The sequence below is a fragment of the Kitasatospora sp. NPDC057904 genome (assembly GCF_042887925.1).
GTDB lineage: Bacteria > Actinomycetota > Actinomycetes > Streptomycetales > Streptomycetaceae > Kitasatospora.
Genome location: NZ_JBHVOL010000001.1, coordinates 223,420 through 238,364 on the forward strand (window position 1 = coordinate 223,420; position 14,945 = coordinate 238,364).

Annotated in this window: 12 protein-coding genes and 1 pseudogene; 8 read left to right on the forward strand and 5 right to left on the reverse strand. The window is 72.1% G+C overall.

Features of this window, described 5'->3' with window-relative positions:
* Nucleotides 1–184: 184 nt before the first annotated feature.
* On the reverse strand, nt 185–1,024 hold the full coding sequence (gene ddaH / locus ACFVSN_RS01100; protein WP_387600780.1) for a dimethylargininase: 840 nt from the start codon (nt 1,022–1,024) through the stop codon (nt 185–187).
* 575 nt (nt 1,025–1,599) lie between these two features.
* Here ddaH and ACFVSN_RS01105 point away from each other — a divergent pair.
* The 4 genes and pseudogenes from ACFVSN_RS01105 to ACFVSN_RS01120 all read left to right on the forward strand — a co-directional run.
* Nucleotides 1,600–1,767: pseudogene (locus tag ACFVSN_RS01105) on the forward strand (pirin family protein); the annotation flags it as partial.
* A 138-nt stretch (nt 1,768–1,905) separates the two neighbouring features.
* Complete coding sequence (locus ACFVSN_RS01110; protein WP_387600777.1) at nt 1,906–2,538, forward strand: methyltransferase family protein; 633 nt, start codon at nt 1,906–1,908, stop codon at nt 2,536–2,538.
* 193 nt (nt 2,539–2,731) lie between these two features.
* A complete protein-coding gene (locus tag ACFVSN_RS01115) occupies nt 2,732–3,682 on the forward strand; it encodes a trypsin-like serine peptidase (RefSeq protein ID WP_387600775.1) in 951 nt (316 codons plus the stop codon).
* A 326-nt stretch (nt 3,683–4,008) separates the two neighbouring features.
* Nucleotides 4,009–4,257 carry a hypothetical protein gene (locus ACFVSN_RS01120; RefSeq protein ID WP_387600772.1) on the forward strand — a complete coding sequence of 83 codons (249 nt, stop codon included), beginning with the start codon at nt 4,009–4,011 and terminating at the stop codon, nt 4,255–4,257.
* A gap of 296 nt (nt 4,258–4,553) precedes the next feature.
* Here the strand turns inward: ACFVSN_RS01120 and ACFVSN_RS01125 are convergent, their stop codons facing one another.
* Nucleotides 4,554–5,786 carry a serine hydrolase domain-containing protein gene (locus ACFVSN_RS01125; RefSeq protein ID WP_387600769.1) on the reverse strand — a complete coding sequence of 411 codons (1,233 nt, stop codon included), beginning with the start codon at nt 5,784–5,786 and terminating at the stop codon, nt 4,554–4,556.
* A 137-nt stretch (nt 5,787–5,923) separates the two neighbouring features.
* Nucleotides 5,924–7,375, reverse strand: a complete 1,452-nt coding sequence (locus ACFVSN_RS01130) for an amidase (RefSeq protein ID WP_387600766.1) — start codon at nt 7,373–7,375, stop codon at nt 5,924–5,926.
* A 219-nt stretch (nt 7,376–7,594) separates the two neighbouring features.
* Here ACFVSN_RS01130 and ACFVSN_RS01135 point away from each other — a divergent pair, with 219 nt between their 5' ends.
* The 4 genes from ACFVSN_RS01135 (at nt 7,595) to ACFVSN_RS01150 (ending at nt 10,751) form a co-directional block, all read left to right on the forward strand.
* Entirely contained in the window at nt 7,595–8,392 is a 798-nt protein-coding gene (locus tag ACFVSN_RS01135) for a thymidylate synthase (RefSeq protein ID WP_380490836.1), read from the forward strand.
* Nucleotides 8,393–8,436: 44 nt separating this feature from the next.
* A complete protein-coding gene (locus ACFVSN_RS01140; protein ID WP_387600821.1) occupies nt 8,437–8,955 on the forward strand; it encodes a dihydrofolate reductase in 519 nt (172 codons plus the stop codon).
* 189 nt (nt 8,956–9,144) lie between these two features.
* Nucleotides 9,145–9,744, forward strand: a complete 600-nt coding sequence (locus ACFVSN_RS01145; protein WP_387600763.1) for a SigE family RNA polymerase sigma factor — start codon at nt 9,145–9,147, stop codon at nt 9,742–9,744.
* Nucleotides 9,741–10,751 carry a hypothetical protein gene (locus tag ACFVSN_RS01150; RefSeq protein WP_387600760.1) on the forward strand — a complete coding sequence of 337 codons (1,011 nt, stop codon included), beginning with the start codon at nt 9,741–9,743 and terminating at the stop codon, nt 10,749–10,751. The genes ACFVSN_RS01145 and ACFVSN_RS01150 overlap by 4 nt, the downstream gene beginning before the upstream one ends.
* Nucleotides 10,752–11,116: 365 nt before the next feature.
* On the opposite strand, the gene ACFVSN_RS01155 is transcribed toward ACFVSN_RS01150, so the two are convergent.
* On the reverse strand, nt 11,117–13,903 hold the full coding sequence (locus ACFVSN_RS01155) for a molybdopterin-dependent oxidoreductase (protein ID WP_387600757.1): 2,787 nt from the start codon (nt 13,901–13,903) through the stop codon (nt 11,117–11,119).
* Nucleotides 13,900–14,724, reverse strand: coding sequence for an FAD binding domain-containing protein (locus tag ACFVSN_RS01160; protein ID WP_387600754.1), 825 nt, complete (start codon nt 14,722–14,724; stop codon nt 13,900–13,902). Before ACFVSN_RS01160 ends, ACFVSN_RS01155 begins: the two co-directional genes overlap by 4 nt.
* Nucleotides 14,725–14,945: the final 221 nt, after the last annotated feature.

Sequence of the window (14,945 nt, forward strand, 5' to 3'; positions counted from 1 at the left end):
CACAGAGGAGGAATCATGCCTGCGGGTTCGAGCAAGCCCACAGCGGTTTGCGCGAGCTTCGCGGTCGGGCCCGCAGCGGTACGCAGCGCGGCGAAGAGCCCGGCGCTGATCGGTCCACGCGGGCCGGGCAGAGCCGGCGCCGTACTCTCGGAGGCCCGCCCTGCGGCAGTACGGCTCGACGCAGTCATGTCCGCTCCTGGTGAGCGGAGTGCAGCTCCAGGACGCAGCACTTCGGCCCGCCGCCCGCTTTCAGCAGCTCGGGCAGACGCACCCCGATGGGGACGAAGCCGTCCGCGTGCAGCTGCGCCGCGAGGTCAGGGGCGGCGGCGGTCAGCAGGACATGGCGGCCGTCGCTGATCGCGTTGAGGCCGAGCACGGAGGCGTCCTCGTCGGTGGCCAGGATCGCCCGAGGGAAGAGCGCGTGCAGGGTGCGGTTGCTTTCGGGGGTGAAGGCCGCCGGGTAGTACATGATCTGGTCGTCGCTCAGGACGGCTAGTGCCGTGTCCAGGTGGTAGAAGCGCGGGTCGGTCAGAGCGAGGCTGATGACCGGTCGACCGAAGGCCGTCTCCGCCTCGCGGTGAGCGGCCTCGCTGGTCCGCAGACCCGAGCCAGCCAGGACCCGGCCGCCGACCGGCAGGAAGTCTCCCTGCCCCTCGTTCGACAGCCGAGCGACCGTGGGCCGGTACCCCGCCTGGCGGAACCACGTCCGGTGAGCTACCGCCTCCGGCGCCCGCTGGGGATGACGGAACCGGGCGATCAGGACCCGCCCGTCCACCATCGAGGCCCCGTTGGCGGCGAACACCATGTCGGGCAGCCGTGGCCGGGGCTCGATGGCCTCCACCCGGTGGCCCAGCTCGCGCAGCGTGTCGCGCAACGCGCGCCACTGCCGCAGGGCGGCGCCTGCATCCACCGGCCGGGTCGGGTCCATCCACGGGTTGATCGCGTAGTCGACTGCAAAGTAGGTCGGAGGGCACACCAGGTAGCGTCGAAACGCTGCTCTGCGGCGGGAAACGGCGGTACTCATCGAACCCTCCTCCGGGGTCAGGGGCGAGGCTGCCAGGTCGGTGACGAGCTGGGGGGACAGAATCGTGATCACGGCGTTGATCCAGCTCACCCTGGCTCACCGGCCGAAGCAGAGGCGGGTGCCTGCTCTGGAAGTGCCGCTGCGCGGCGGGCCTGTCCCGCAGGGCGTGTGCCCTGAGGCGAAAGCGGGAAACAGAGCTGCCCAACTTGCGGAGCGCACCGCTGCTTCGCTCCCCAAGGTGGCCGACACTGGTGTGGTGGGCACTGATTGCCACGGCGGAGTCACCATCGTGGATCTCCCGCCCTCGGCGTTCCCAATGCAGCCGACACCACGTCGGCTGCGGAGCCCGGGACTGAACCGTGCTCGGCGAACCCATGCGGAGGGTTCTCTGCATGCGCAATCCAGGAGGTGAGACACCGTCGAGGTATGGGTGTACTCGTGCTGTTGGAGGTTCTTGAGGGATTCGATCCTGATGAAGCGGATCCCGTCTTCGTCCCGTCGGTCCACGCCGCCGCAAGCGATCCTGAGATACCGGAGGCCCCGCTGCCGACGACGCTCTGCGGCATCCACGTGGTATGTGGTGGAACTTCATCGGGCGCTCGACCGAGGACATCGCCGAGGCCCGCGAGGAGTGGCAGCGCGGATCCGACCGCTTCGGCGCCGTCACCGGCTACCCCGGCGACCGCCTGCCCGCCCCCGAACTCCCCGCGATCCCCCTGAAGCCACGCGGACGCGTGCGCTGACCTGCTGTTTCGCCGGGCGGGGAAGGTCGGCGAGACCCCCCTCCCCGGTTCCTCCACCTGTGGGTGGACAAATGGCGGCCCCGTTCGTCCACCTGCGGGTGGTGGCGGGTGACTTCGCCGCCGGAGCAACCTTGCCCCATGGATTCCCTACGCTCGGTAACCACCTGGCTCACCGACACGTGCGTCGCGGTCTTCTTCGTCGCCTGGATCGCGGGCGTCCTCTACTTCGCCGTGGCGAGCGGTTCCGGCATCCGCGGCTGGCTGCACGGACTGCGCCGCTCGATGCTCCGCCGCGTCCTCCTGGCCGCCGCCGTCTACGCGCTGTTCGCCCTGCTCGACCGGACGCGGGGCTTCTGGCACCACCTCCGGTACTGGCAACCGGAACTCGCCGTCGTGGGCTCCCTGCTGGCCGTCGCCTCCACCGCGCTCCTCCTGTGGGCCCGTTGGGTCCTGGGCACGATGTGGGCCAGTGTTCCCGCCGTCCAGGAGCACCACGAGCTGCGCACCGACGGCCCCTACCGCATGGTCCGCCACCCCATCTACACCGGCCTGCTCGGCCTGCTCGCCGGAGGCAACCTGGCCATCGGCTTCGGCGTCTGGATCGCCTACCTCCTCGCCGCCGTCCCCTGGCTGCTGCTGAGAGTCCGTGCCGAAGACGGCATGATGGCCGAACAGTTCGGCACGGACCACGCGGCCTACCGCAGCCGCGTCCCGGCGCTGATCCCGCGCCGACGGCCACGCTCGGGTCCACCCGGCACCCGACTGCCTTGACACCCGGAGGCACTCGGCTCGGCCCACCCGGAACACGTGCGAGACGGGTTCGCGGACGGTAGGGACGGATGCAAGCGGGCGACCGGGCAAAGCGTCGCACGGCATGGTGACCCGTTGGTGATTCCTCTTCGTGATTTCCTCCTCATCCTCGATGATGGGCATGCCAATCCGCCTCGATGGATGGAGATTGACGATGCGTCAGGTATTGATCGTCCGGCGCGCCACCGCGTTCGCGGCCGCCCTGGCACTGGGCGTCGGGCTCGCCGCTCAGGCCGCGTTCGCCGGAGCGCTGCCCGCCCGCGATCCGGCGGCGGCCGAGCTCGGGGCGTACTGGACCGCCGCCCGGATGGCTGCCGCGCTGCCCGCCGACGCCGAAGGGGAGACACAGCTTTCGGCGGACGGGCCGCAACCCGGCGAGTACATTCCGCCGAGCCGGAGCTTCGACGGCATCACACAGGTGGGCGCGTTCTTCTGGACCGACGCCAACGGCACCGGCCGCACGTGCAGCGGCTCGGTGGTCCGCAGCCCCGGCCGCGATCTCGTGCTCGGGGCCGGACACTGCCTCAAGGGCTACTCCGGCACCTCACCGGCGCGCCGACTGGGGTTCGTGCCGCAGTACCACGACGGGCTGAAGCCGTTCGGAATCTTCCCGGTCGCGGAGGACGGCGTGTACGTCGCGCGGGAGTACTACGACCTCGGTGTCCACGCGGGCGCCGCGTACGACTTCGGCTTCGCGGTCACCGCGCCGAACCAGGACGGCGAGCGCCTGGAGGAGGTCACGGGCGGCGTCCAACTGCTGACCGACACCGGGTACTTCCACGCACCGGTACGGATGATCGGGTATCCGGCCGGCGCGGAGAAGCCGCTGGGGTGTTGGAGCTGGACCACCGAATGGGCCAGTGACGACCCGGCGGACCCCGGGACCTTCCCGCGCATCGCGTGCGACGGCTTCACGGGCGGGACCAGCGGCGGGCCCATGCTGGTGCCGTGGCCGGGCGGCTGGGCGGTGGTCGGGGTCATCGGCGGCTACCACACCGGTGGCAACACACCCCAGGTGTCCTACAGCGCCTACTTCGGCAGCGCCACCCTCGCCCTGTACCGCGCCGCGGTCACCGGCGCACCGCCCGCGGGCCCTGCCGCCTGACGTTTCGGCGGGCCGGTTGTCTCCCCGAGCCAGTGCGGCGGCGCGACGTTGGCGGTCGCGGCCATCGCCCGACCGTCCGGGTCGGATCACACTTGTCGCACTCCGGACGGCGACGAAGGGGAACGAGCCATGACTGCAAGGCGGTTGAGAGCACGCGCCGCGGGCGCCGCGATGGTGTTGCCGGCGCTGGCCTGCCCCGCAGCGGCACACGCCGCCGGCGGCCAGGGCCGGACGGCCTGCGGGACGTCGTCCTGGTCGGCAACAGCCAGTCCGGCACCGTGTCGTTCCGTCCACGCCGACCGGGCGTCCGGACCAGGAGGACCCCCATGACCGCCGGCTCATTTCTGGCACGGCTGCACGGCCGGACAGCGACGGGAGTGCCCCGTTGGGCGGTGCGGGTCGCCTACGCGATCTCGCTGACCGTGCTGCCCTCCGGACTCTGGCGGGTTCTGAGCGTTGACCTCCGGATCCCGCTGATGGATGCCCCGACCGACGGCCGCCCGCCGCCGGACTGGTTCGGCGGCGAGTGGTGGTACGTCATCGGGCTGAGCGCGGTCAGTGAGACCCTCGCGTAGAACAGGAAATCAGAGCCAACCACACCTGCGGACTACGGCAGGGTCCACCGCTTGGTTGTCCCCGCCGTTTGCAGTCCCACAGTTCTACGGGCGTGCCGTTCGCGGTGCCCTGGCCGGTGACGCGCGGTTGATCGCCCGGGCCACGGCGGCCAGGTGCCACAACCTGGGCACCGGGCCGCTGCCGGGCCGCCAGGCCACCTTGTGCGAGTCCAGGTTTCCAAGCCCCGGAAGATGGCCCGGCGGCCGGTCCGCCGGACTCGTGCTCGTTCCCTTCACGTTCCCGTCGGCGACCGGGCTCAGCCCAGGGGCTGGTCCGGCACCAGCAGGCGGGAGAGCTCCTCCGCGATGGTGGTGGTCAGGTTCTGCACCTGCTGGTCGGTGGTCGGCGAATACGTGGCGGAGACCGCGATCGACAGGTCCTCGGACGGCAGGTACGCCATGATCGCGGCGTAGCCGGACAGGGAGGGGTTCTGCACGACCCAGCCGTGCACGATGAGGGCGGACATCCCGAAGTGGATGTCCTGGGTCTGCGGCATGCAGACGTCCTTCGGGCAGGTCGGCGTCGCCTGGCCCAGCCCGACGGTGCCCGGGTCGAGCAGGGTCTGGTAGCCGTCGCGCGAGAGCGTCTGCCCCGAACCGATCCCTACGCCCGCCCGGGCGAGGTCACAGATGTTCATGTTGATGACCGCGCCCGGCGCCGTGGTCCAGGAGGGGTTCCAGAACGTCGACTCCTCGTACGTGCCGCGTTCGTGCGTGAAGGCGTGCAGCACGGGGGTGGGGAGGTCGGGGGTGTAGCTGTTCGATGTCGCGTGCAGGCCCAAGGGGCGGTAGATGCGCTGCTCCAGGAGGTGGTCCAGCCGGGTGTGGGTGATCCGCTCCAGCGCGAGGCCGAGCAGCTGGAAGTTGGCGTGCGAGTAGCTGAAGTTGGTTCCCGGCTTGTAGAGCTGGACGTCGAGGTCCGCGTAGTGGAAGACGTCCTGGGGCGTCCACTGCTTGAACGGATGGGCCTCCAGGTCCGTGAGGAAGCCCTGGTCGGTCACGTAGTCCCGGAAGCCGCTGGTGGTGTCGCCGAGCTCGCGCAGGGTGATCTCGTCCGCGTGGGGGATCTCGGGAAGCCAGCGTGAGATGGGATCGTCGAGGCTGACCTGCTTCTCGTCGACGAGCTGCAACAGGATCGTGCCCATGAACGCGATGCCGACCGAGCCCGCACGGAAGCGCATGTCCGGGCGGGCCGGTACCTCGGTCATCGACGGACCGACCGCGCCGGTCCACAGGTCGCGCCCGTGCTGGGTCACCCGGGCGATGACCGCCCGCAGGTTCAGATCGCGCCGCGCATTCTCGACGACGTCGCGGATGGCGCGGCCCTGGCCGTCGACCGACTCCGGGGAGGCCACGCACTCGGACCCCCGGTGCCTGGCGGAGTCGGCGGCGTCGGCGGCGTCGGCGGGTCCGGCCGCGCCCGCGATGAGAGGGACGGAGGACACCAGCAAGGCGGCGGCGCACAGCAGTGCGGTTCTCTTACGAGTCATGCTTCACCATGGCCGCGCCACTCACTGCAAACCGCACAGGACACCACGACAACCACTCCGATGGCGCATGAGGCGCTGGCCTTCACCAAGCTGTGAAGGCCGGCGCCGGGCCGCGCGCGCGGCCGCCGGAGCGTGCGCTACCTCGGTGCGGTGAAGCCGCCGATCCTCTCTTCCAGGAGCTCGGCCAGCTTCAGCGGGGTCCGGTCCTCGAACATCGGGCCGATGATCTGCACACCCACCGGGAGGCCCTCGGGGGAACGGCCCGCGGGTATGGCGGTGGCGGGGAGGCCGGGCATCGTGGCCATGCCGGCCCAGACCAGCTGGTCCATGTACGGGTGTGCGACGCCGTCGATGTCGAGGCTGCGCGCCCTCAGGTCGGGGGTGTGGTCGTGCGGGAACGCCGGGGTCGGGGTGATCGGGCACACCACGGCGTCGTACTCGGCGAAGAACTGACGCCAGGCGTGGCGGTGGAGCTCGCGGTGGTTGTTCGCCACGATCCAGTCGCGGTGGGTGAACACCATGGCGCGTAGCCGCACCGCGTCGAGGCTCTGGTCGTCGGGGCTCAACGCGGCGGCGAGGGACTGCAGTTCCTCGTACGCCTCGACGGGGAAGTGTGCGGTGGCGCCCGAGATCAGGAGCTGGGTGTAGAGCCTGGCGGCCTCCGCCGGATCGGGCAGCAGCGGGCTGTGCCGGTCGACGCGGGCGCCGCCTTCGAGGAGCGCGGCGGCCACCCGGTCGATTCCCGCCCGCACGGCGGCACCGGTCGCGATGTACGGGTGCTCGTCGAGGACCAGGACCCGGAAGTCGGCGAGCCGCTCGTGGCGCGCGGGCGGCAGCGCCAGGTCGTACGCCACACCGAAGGTCAGCGGATCCGGCCCGGCCATCACGTCAAGCAGGAGCGTCAGGTCGCGGGCCGTGCGCGCCATCGGGCCGACGACGGCGAGGTCCAGCTCGGCCGGCAGGACCGGCGCCGACGGCAGGGCCATGCCGCGGGCCGCCGCCAGCCCGAGCGTCGGCTTGTGGGCGTAGATGCCGCAGAAGTGCGCGGGGGTGCGCAGCGAGCCGGCGATGTCGGAGCCGATGGACAGCGCGCCGAACCCGGAGGCCAGGGCCGCCGCCGACCCGCCGGAGGAGCCGCCCGACGTACGGGTGTGGTCCCAGGGGTTGCCGGTGGTGCCGTAGATGCCGTTGAAGCTCTGGATGTCCTGCAGCCCGACGGGCACGTTGGTCTTGCCGAGCACGACCGCGCCCGCCGCCCGGAGCCGCGCGACCTGCACCGCGTCCTCGGCCGGCAGGTGGTCGCGGTGCTGCGGGAGGCCCCAGGTCGTGGGGAGTCCGGCGACGTCGTAGGACTCCTTGACCGTCACCGGGATGCCGAGCAGCGGCCGGTCCTCGCCCCGGGCGAGCGCCTCGTCGGCGCTGCGGGCGGCCGCGCGCGCCCGGTCGAAGTCCGGTACGCAGATCGCGTTGACCGCGCCGTCCTCGCGCTCGATGCGGGCGATCGCCGCGTCCGTCAGTTCCAGCGAGGTCACGTCGCCGGAGCGCAGGGCGGCCGCGAGGTTCTCGGCCGATTCGAAGTTCCAGTCCATGGATCGGACCGTACAGAGGGCCCGGAGGAGCCACGAAATCCCTTTTCGCGCAACGGGTTCGGGCAGCCGCACCATCGTCACCGGTCGCCGTACCCGGACCGGGGTGGCCTGGGCCGCCCCGATGCCCGGGAACGTGATCACACGCGGCTGCGTCGGAGGGAGCGACCCGTCCTCCGGGTCGGTCCCGCCGACCAGGACGGACACGTACACTTACCGCTCGTGGCGGACACCCAGTACGAAGACCTGTTGAAGCACGTGCTCACCACCGGGACGGCCAAGGCCGACCGGACGGGCACCGGCACCCGGAGCGTCTTCGGACACCAACTGCGCTACGACCTCTCGCAGGGGTTCCCGCTGATCACCACCAAGAAGGTGCACCTGAAGTCCGTGGTGTACGAGCTCCTGTGGTTCCTGCGCGGCGACTCCAACGTCGGCTGGCTCCGCGAGAACGGCGTCACCATCTGGGACGAATGGGCCGGCCCCGACGGCGACCTCGGCCCCGTCTACGGCGTCCAGTGGCGCAGCTGGCCCGGCCCCGACGGCCGGCACATCGACCAGATCGGCCAGGTCCTCGACACCCTGCGCACCGATCCCGACTCCCGCCGGATGATCGTCTCCGCGTGGAACGTCGCCGAACTGGACGCGATGGCGCTCGCCCCGTGCCACGCCCTGTTCCAGTTCCACGTCGCCGACGGCAGGCTCTCCTGCCAGCTCTACCAGCGCAGCGCCGACCTCTTCCTCGGCGTCCCGTTCAACATCGCCAGCTACGCCCTGCTGACCCACATGGTCGCGCAGCAGGTCGGCCTCGCGCCGGGCGACTTCATCTGGACCGGCGGTGACTGCCACATCTACGACAACCACGTGGAGCAGGTGACGGAACAGCTCGCGCGCACGCCGTTCGACTTCCCCGAGCTGCGCCTGCGGCAGGCCGACTCGCTCTTCGACTACGCCTACGCGGACGTGGAGGTGGTCGGCTACCAGCACCACCCGGCCATCAAGGCACCAGTCGCGGTATGAGCGGCGACACGAGCAGCGGTACGAGCAGCGGTACGAGCAGCGGCCTGAGGATCGGACTGATCTGGGCCCAGACCCCGGACGGTGTGATCGGCGCGGACGGCACGATGCCGTGGCACCTGCCCGAGGACCTGGGGCACTTCAAGGCGACCACCCTCGGACACCCCGTGGTGATGGGCCGCCGCACCTGGGAGTCGCTCCCGGCACGCTTCCGCCCGCTTCCGGGCCGCCGCAACATCGTGGTCACCCGCAACCCGCAGTGGGCCGCGGACGGCGCGGACCGCGCCGGCTCCCTCGACGAGGCCCTCCACCTCGCGGCCGCGAGACCCCGGGCCGACGCCGTCGCCGAGACCTGGGTGATCGGCGGTGGGCAGCTCTACCGCGCGGCCATCGACCGCGCCGACGCCCTGTCCGTGACCGAGATCGACCTGTCGGTCGACGGCGACACCCATGCCCCGGCCATCGGCCCCGCCTGGACCGTCGCCGAGGACCACGGCCCGCAGGTCTCGGTGTCCGGCCTGCGCTACCGCATCCGCACGTACACGCGCTGCGACACCCCGGCCTGACCCGCGCCCCTGAGCCGCTTCCCCGGTCGTTGAGGGCGCGCCCGTTCCGCGCGGGCGCATGGCCCTCGAACGCCCGGCCCTCAAACACCCGGCCCTCGAACGCCCGAAAACGTGGACGACCGCGAAATGTGGCGGGGCCGGGCAACCCGGCGCGTCGGGAGTGCGGTCTGGAGGGCTGAGGGGGTGCTGATGCACACAGAAGAAGAGGCCGACTTCCAGGCCTTCACCCGGACCAGGTGGGCACACCTGGTCCGAACCGCCTACCTGCTCACCGGCGACTGGCACCACGCCGAGGACCTGACGCAGACCGCGCTGGCCAAGGCCTACCGGTCCTGGCGGCGGGTCAGCCGGGCCGACAGCCCGGACGCCTACGTGCGCCGGATGCTGGTGTCCTGCAACAGCGACCGGTTCCGCAAGCGGCGGGTCGCCGAGCGGCTCACCGAGGCGCTGCCGGAGGTCGCCGCGCCGGGCGACACCGCGGGCCAGGTCGACCAGCGGCGGACCTTGCTGGACGCCCTGGCCACGCTGCCGACGCGGCAGCGTGCCGTCGTGGTGCTGCGCTACTGGGACGACCGGACCGAGGCGGAGGTCGCCCAGGCGATGGGCTGCTCGCTCGGCACGGTCAAGAGCCAGGCCGCCAAGGGACTGGCCAAACTGCGGGCTCACCCGGGGCTGGCCGTCGTACCCGCCGACCCGGGCCCCGGGGTGCCTCGCGGCCGTTCCGCACCAGGCCGGACGCCGTCCGGACTCGACGCTCGCATCACCACCACGGCTGGAGGACGACGATGACCCAACCGGATTTCGAGGCGGCGCTCCGCGAGCAGCTCGTCGCCACGGTCGCGGACCGGACGCCGGGCGAGGCGCCCTACGAGGCCATCCGGCGCCAGGGCCGCGCGGCCCTCCGACGCCGGACCGCCGCACTCTCGGCCGGGGTGGTCGTCCTGGCCGTGCTGTCGGGCGCGACGCTCCTCACGGCCCGCGGCCACTCGGACACCCGCCCGGCCACGGGGCTCGCCGCGACGGCGGACGGCGCGGCCGCCCCCTCCCCCGGCTCGACGCCCAGCGCCACGCCCACGGCCAGCGCCACGCCCACGCCGGCCGGGCCGCAGCCTCCGGCGACGGCCGCGCAGCTGGCCGACGGCATCACCTTCGAGCAGGCCGCCACCGCGCTCGGTCAGTGCCTGGACTACGACAAGGAGATGCAGGCCCGGTGGCAGAGCCCGCCGCCGTCGGCCGCGCAGGGCACGCAGGGCACGCAGGGCACGCAGGGCGCACACCCGAACCGGCCCGTCCACGACGACGGGACCCTCGCCGACTACCGCATCCTGCTCGCCGTGAAGAGCACCGGGGACGACAACTCCCCGGGCGACGGCATCTCGGTCGTCGGCGTCAGCCAGGGCGCACACCCGACCCGGCTCATCTGCCACCAGACCGACGGCAAGACCTCCGGTCTCCAGTCCGGCAGCGCCGACCCGCGCGCGGGCGGCCCGGAGGACCTGGTGAACCCGGACATCAACGGGGGCAAGCTGTACCGGCAGGCCATGCTCGACGGCCACGCCTGGAAGCTGCCGTACCGCTGGGGCAGCATCGGCACGTTCGCCCCCTCGGTCGCCCGGGTGAGCGTCTCGTACGGAGACGGACCGGCCGTGGACGCGGCGCTCGACCACGGCTGGTTCGCCGCCACCGGTCTCCTCACCGGCCCCGTGACCCGGACCCCGCACATCAAGGGCTACGACGGCACCGGGAAGCTGGTCTACGACTCCGACGACGACAAGGGCTACCAGAAGGACCTCTGACGGGTCGCCGCACAGCTCGGCCGACCCCGACCCCGCCCCGCGCCGCACTGCGCGGTCCTGTCCGATCGTCCAACACGTGGACGGCCGCGTGGTGTTGCACTCCAGTGGTCCGCACAGTGGAGTTCCGGTTGAATCGGATGCAGAAGGGCCGGGACGTTCCCACCTGGGACGGGCCGGCCCCCGCTTCCCGGCGCCGTCGTGCACGGTCCTGGGGCGCGGGACGTGTGCGGGCGCCCGGACCTCCTCAAGCGGGCCGTTCACCCACTCCCGCGTCTCCGGACGGTGCACGACGGCGCCGTTCGGGTTGCCGACAGGCACAGGGATGAGGGCCGGGAGCAGTCCCGGCCCTCACCCTTCTCCGTGCGTCAGCGGACGCCGCCCGTCCGCCTCCGGTGCTCGTCCAGCGCCTGCCACACCTTGTCCCGCAGGAACGGCGCCTCCGTGAACCGGATCCCCGTCGCGTCGCGCAGCGCGTTGGCGAAGGCGGGCGGCACCGGGTTGAACGGGCTCTCGGACATCGACTTGGCGCCGAGCGGCCCGATGGAGTCCGACGTGTCGGAGAAGTGCACCTCCGTGCGCGGCACGTCCGCGTACGCGGGCAGCCGGTAGCGCCGGAAGGCGGCCGTGGTGACCTCGCCCCGGTCGTCGACCAGGACCTGCTCGAACAGCGTCGCGCCGAGCGCCTGCGCCACGCCGCCCTCGACCTGGCCGCGGCACTGCAGGGGATTCATGACCTTGCCGGCGTCGGCGCCGTGGACGCTGCGCAGGATCCGCATCTCGCCGGTGTCCGGGTCGACGGCGATGCGGAACCACTGGGAGTTGAAGGCGATCGAGCGCGGCGAGCCGCCGAAGTGGCCGTCGGCGCTGAGCTCCACGCCCCGGCCGCGCGCCGCCTCGAACACCTCCTTGAGCGCGACCGCCCGCCCGTCGCACTCCACCGCGTCCGCGGTGAGCCGCAGCAGGCTGCGCGGCGTGCGGGCGTACTCGGCGGTGAAGCCGAGGATCCGTTCGGCGAGCGCGTTGGCCGCCTTCATCACCGCCTTGCCCGCGACGACGGTGCCGGCCGAGCCGAAGGCGCCGGTGTCGTGCTTGACGACGTCCGTGTCGGACTGCCGGATCGCGATCCGGTCCACGGTCGTGCCGAGCGCCCCGGCGGTGATCTGCTTGTGCACGGTGGTGGTGCCGTTGCCGAACTCCGCCGTGCCCACGGCGATGTCGTACGTGCCGTCCTCCAGGAGCTTGACCGTGGCGTCGGCGATGTGACCGCCGGGCGGGCCGCAGGCGATGGCCGCCATGGCGAAGCCCTGGCCCACCAGCCAGCCCTCGGGGGCGAGTTCGGCGCTGCTGTCGTTCGCGAGGGCGGTGCGGACGACGCCGAGGCACTGGTCGAGGCCGTAGCTGGCGATGTGGAGGTCCTCCTCCTCGCCGAGCGGGCCCCCCATGTGCTCGCCCGGGCCGATGATGTTGCGCTCCCGCAGCACCAGCGGGTCGATCTCCAGCCGCCGCGCGAGCTCGTCCATCGCCGACTCGACGGCGAAGGTGACCTGCCCGAGGCCGTAGCCGCGGAAGGCCCCGGCGGGCACGCCGTTCGTGTAGACCGAGTACGCGTCGACCTTCTTGTGCGGCGCGCGGTAGACGCCCATGGACTCGCCGACGCTGTGGAACATCACCGCCGGACCGTGGTTGCCGTACGCGCCGGTGTTGGACACCACGCGGAACCGGATGGCCGTCAGGGTCCCGTCCGCCTTCGCGCCGAGCTTGACGGTGATCGTGAACGGGTGCCGGGTGGTGGCGCCGTAGAACTGCTCGCCGCGCGTGAACTCCAGCTTCACGGGCCGGTGCAGCCGCATCGCCGCGAGCACCGCGATGTCCTCGGTGAGCATCTCCTGCTTGCCGCCGAACCCGCCGCCGACCCGGCCCGCGACCACCCGGACCTTCTCTATCGGCAGGTCGTACAGGTCGCACAGCGCCCGGCGGGTGAGGAACGGCACCTGGGTGGAGGACCGGACCACGATCCGCTCCTCCCCCGTCTCCCTGGTCTCCCCCGTCTCCCCCGTCTCCCCGGCCTCCTCGAAGTAGACGACGCAGCCGTGCGTCTCCAGGCTGGCGTGCTGTACCCGCTGGGTGCGGAAGGTCTCCTCGTAGACCACGTCCGCCGCGGCGAAGCCCTGCTCGACGTCGCCCATCTCGCCGTGGGCCTCGCCGCAGACGTTGTTCTCCGCGCGGGCGATCCGCGACTCCGGCCCCTTGGGGTGGATCACCGGCGCACCGGGTGCCATCGCCTCCTCCGGATCGAGGACGTACGGGAGCTGCTCGTACCCGACGACGATCCGCCGGCAGCCCTCCTCGGCCGCGCCCTCGCTCTCGGCGACCACGGCGGCGACCCGCTGACCGACGAAGCGGACCACGTCGTCGAGCACCCGGGTGTCGTCCGGGTCCTCGGTGGGGTGCTCGTGCCGGGCGGAGGAGTAGAGCTTGTCGGGGGCGTCCTCGTGGGTGAACACCGCGACGACCCCGGGCACCCGCAGGGCCGCCGAGGTGTCGATGGAGACGATCCGCGCGTGCGGGTGCGGGGAGCGCAGCAGCTTCATGTGCAGCAGGCCCTCGACGTCGAGGTCGAAGGTGTAGCGGGCGGTGCCGGTGACCACCTGCGGCCCGGCGGGCGCGCCGAGGCTGCGGCCGACGGCCTGGCCGGCGCACGGCGCCTCGGTGTGCTTGACGCCCCGGATGGAGTCCTCGATCGCCCGGTAGCCGGTGCAGCGGCACAGGTTGCCCTTGAGGGCGCGCGGCAGGTCGGCGCGCTTGTCGTCGTCGAAGCCCTCGGCGGAGGTGGTCATCAGCATGCCGGCCGTGCAGAAGCCGCACTGGAAGCCCTGGGCGTCCAGGAAGCGCTGCTGCATCGGGTGGAGTTCGCCGTCCTTGGCGAGCCCCTCCACGGTGGTGACGGAACGGCCCTCGGCGCGCAGCGCCGGGTAGAGGCAGCTGTGCACCGGGTCGCCGTCGACCTGCACGGTGCAGGCGCCGCAGTCCCCGGCGTCGCAGCCCTTCTTCACCCCGAACCAGCCGCGCTCGCGCAGGTAGGTGCGCAGGCACTGGCCCGCCCGGGGCTCGGCGTCGAAGTCCTCGCCGTTGACGCGGATGGTGTAACTCATCGCCCGGCCTCCTCGACCAGTTCGCGGCGGATCTCCTCGGCGAAGCGGTGGGTCATGTGCCGCCGCCAGGCCGGGAGCCCGTGGATGTCGTCGAAGTACTCGTCGGGCCGGACGCCGTAGCCGACCGCCTCCCGGACGGCCTCGGCGTTCGGCGGGACGGCGAAGCGCAGCTGGATCGGACGGACGGTCGAGGCCGTGATCGTCAGTGCGAGTTCGCCGTCGACCGGGTCGACGGTGCCGATCAGCAGGGCGCCGGAGCGGCCGAGCCCGTACAGCGAGGCCTGGCGGAACACCGTCCGGCTCGCCAGCGCGCGGGCGGGGACGGTGATCGAGCGCAGCAGCTCGCCGGGCCGCAGGACCTTGACGCCGGCGCCGGTCACGAAGTCCTTCACCGGCACCCGGCGCACCTCGCCCGTCTGGGACAGCAGGGTGCACACGCCGTCCAGGGCGGCGGTCAGCGAGATCATCGGCCCGGCCGGGAGCCCGTTGCACAGGTTGCCGCCGACGGTGGCCATGTTCCAGATCTTCCAGGAGGCGAGGAACGCGCGGCAGCACTGCTCGACGAGCGGCGCGGCCCGCCAGCGCGCCGCCCGGGCGAAGCGGGAGAGCTGGGCGATCGTGCAGGTCGCGGCGATCTCCAGGTCCCCCGAGGCGGTCATCCGGAGCGGCTCCCAGCCCATCCGGCCGAGGTCGATGAGCCGGCGGATGTGCGGCTGCGGCTCGGAGAACAGGTACGTGCCCCCGCCGAGCCAGGCGTCCCCCGGGCGCCAGGTATCGCGACGCCGCGCGTCACGCAGCTCCACCACTGTGTTCAGGTCCACGTCCAACCACCGTCCTCGACCGTTCAGTAGGGCGATTGAAGCAACGGCGGGAGCCGGGAACGAGTGGGCTGGGATACCAGGGCCGTGAGGCCGGATTGGATGATCAACCAAGCCGTGCACCTCGCAGTTGCGAGGTTGCTACGAGCAGTAGCCTCGCGAATGCGAGGAGCAGCGGCCCGGGAGGGTGTCCCGGGCCGCCGCTGTCGTGTCTGTCCGCGAGG

Coding starts and splice junctions, on each gene's coding strand:
- ddaH (WP_387600780.1), bottom strand. CDS start 1,024: ATGAGTACCGCCGTTTCCCGCCGCAGAGCAGCGTTTCGACGCTACCTG.
- ACFVSN_RS01110 (WP_387600777.1), top strand. CDS start 1,906: ATGGATTCCCTACGCTCGGTAACCACCTGGCTCACCGACACGTGCGTC.
- ACFVSN_RS01115 (WP_387600775.1), top strand. CDS start 2,732: ATGCGTCAGGTATTGATCGTCCGGCGCGCCACCGCGTTCGCGGCCGCC.
- ACFVSN_RS01120 (WP_387600772.1), top strand. CDS start 4,009: ATGACCGCCGGCTCATTTCTGGCACGGCTGCACGGCCGGACAGCGACG.
- ACFVSN_RS01125 (WP_387600769.1), bottom strand. CDS start 5,786: ATGACTCGTAAGAGAACCGCACTGCTGTGCGCCGCCGCCTTGCTGGTG.
- ACFVSN_RS01130 (WP_387600766.1), bottom strand. CDS start 7,375: ATGGACTGGAACTTCGAATCGGCCGAGAACCTCGCGGCCGCCCTGCGC.
- ACFVSN_RS01145 (WP_387600763.1), top strand. CDS start 9,145: ATGCACACAGAAGAAGAGGCCGACTTCCAGGCCTTCACCCGGACCAGG.
- ACFVSN_RS01150 (WP_387600760.1), top strand. CDS start 9,741: ATGACCCAACCGGATTTCGAGGCGGCGCTCCGCGAGCAGCTCGTCGCC.
- ACFVSN_RS01155 (WP_387600757.1), bottom strand. CDS start 13,903: ATGAGTTACACCATCCGCGTCAACGGCGAGGACTTCGACGCCGAGCCC.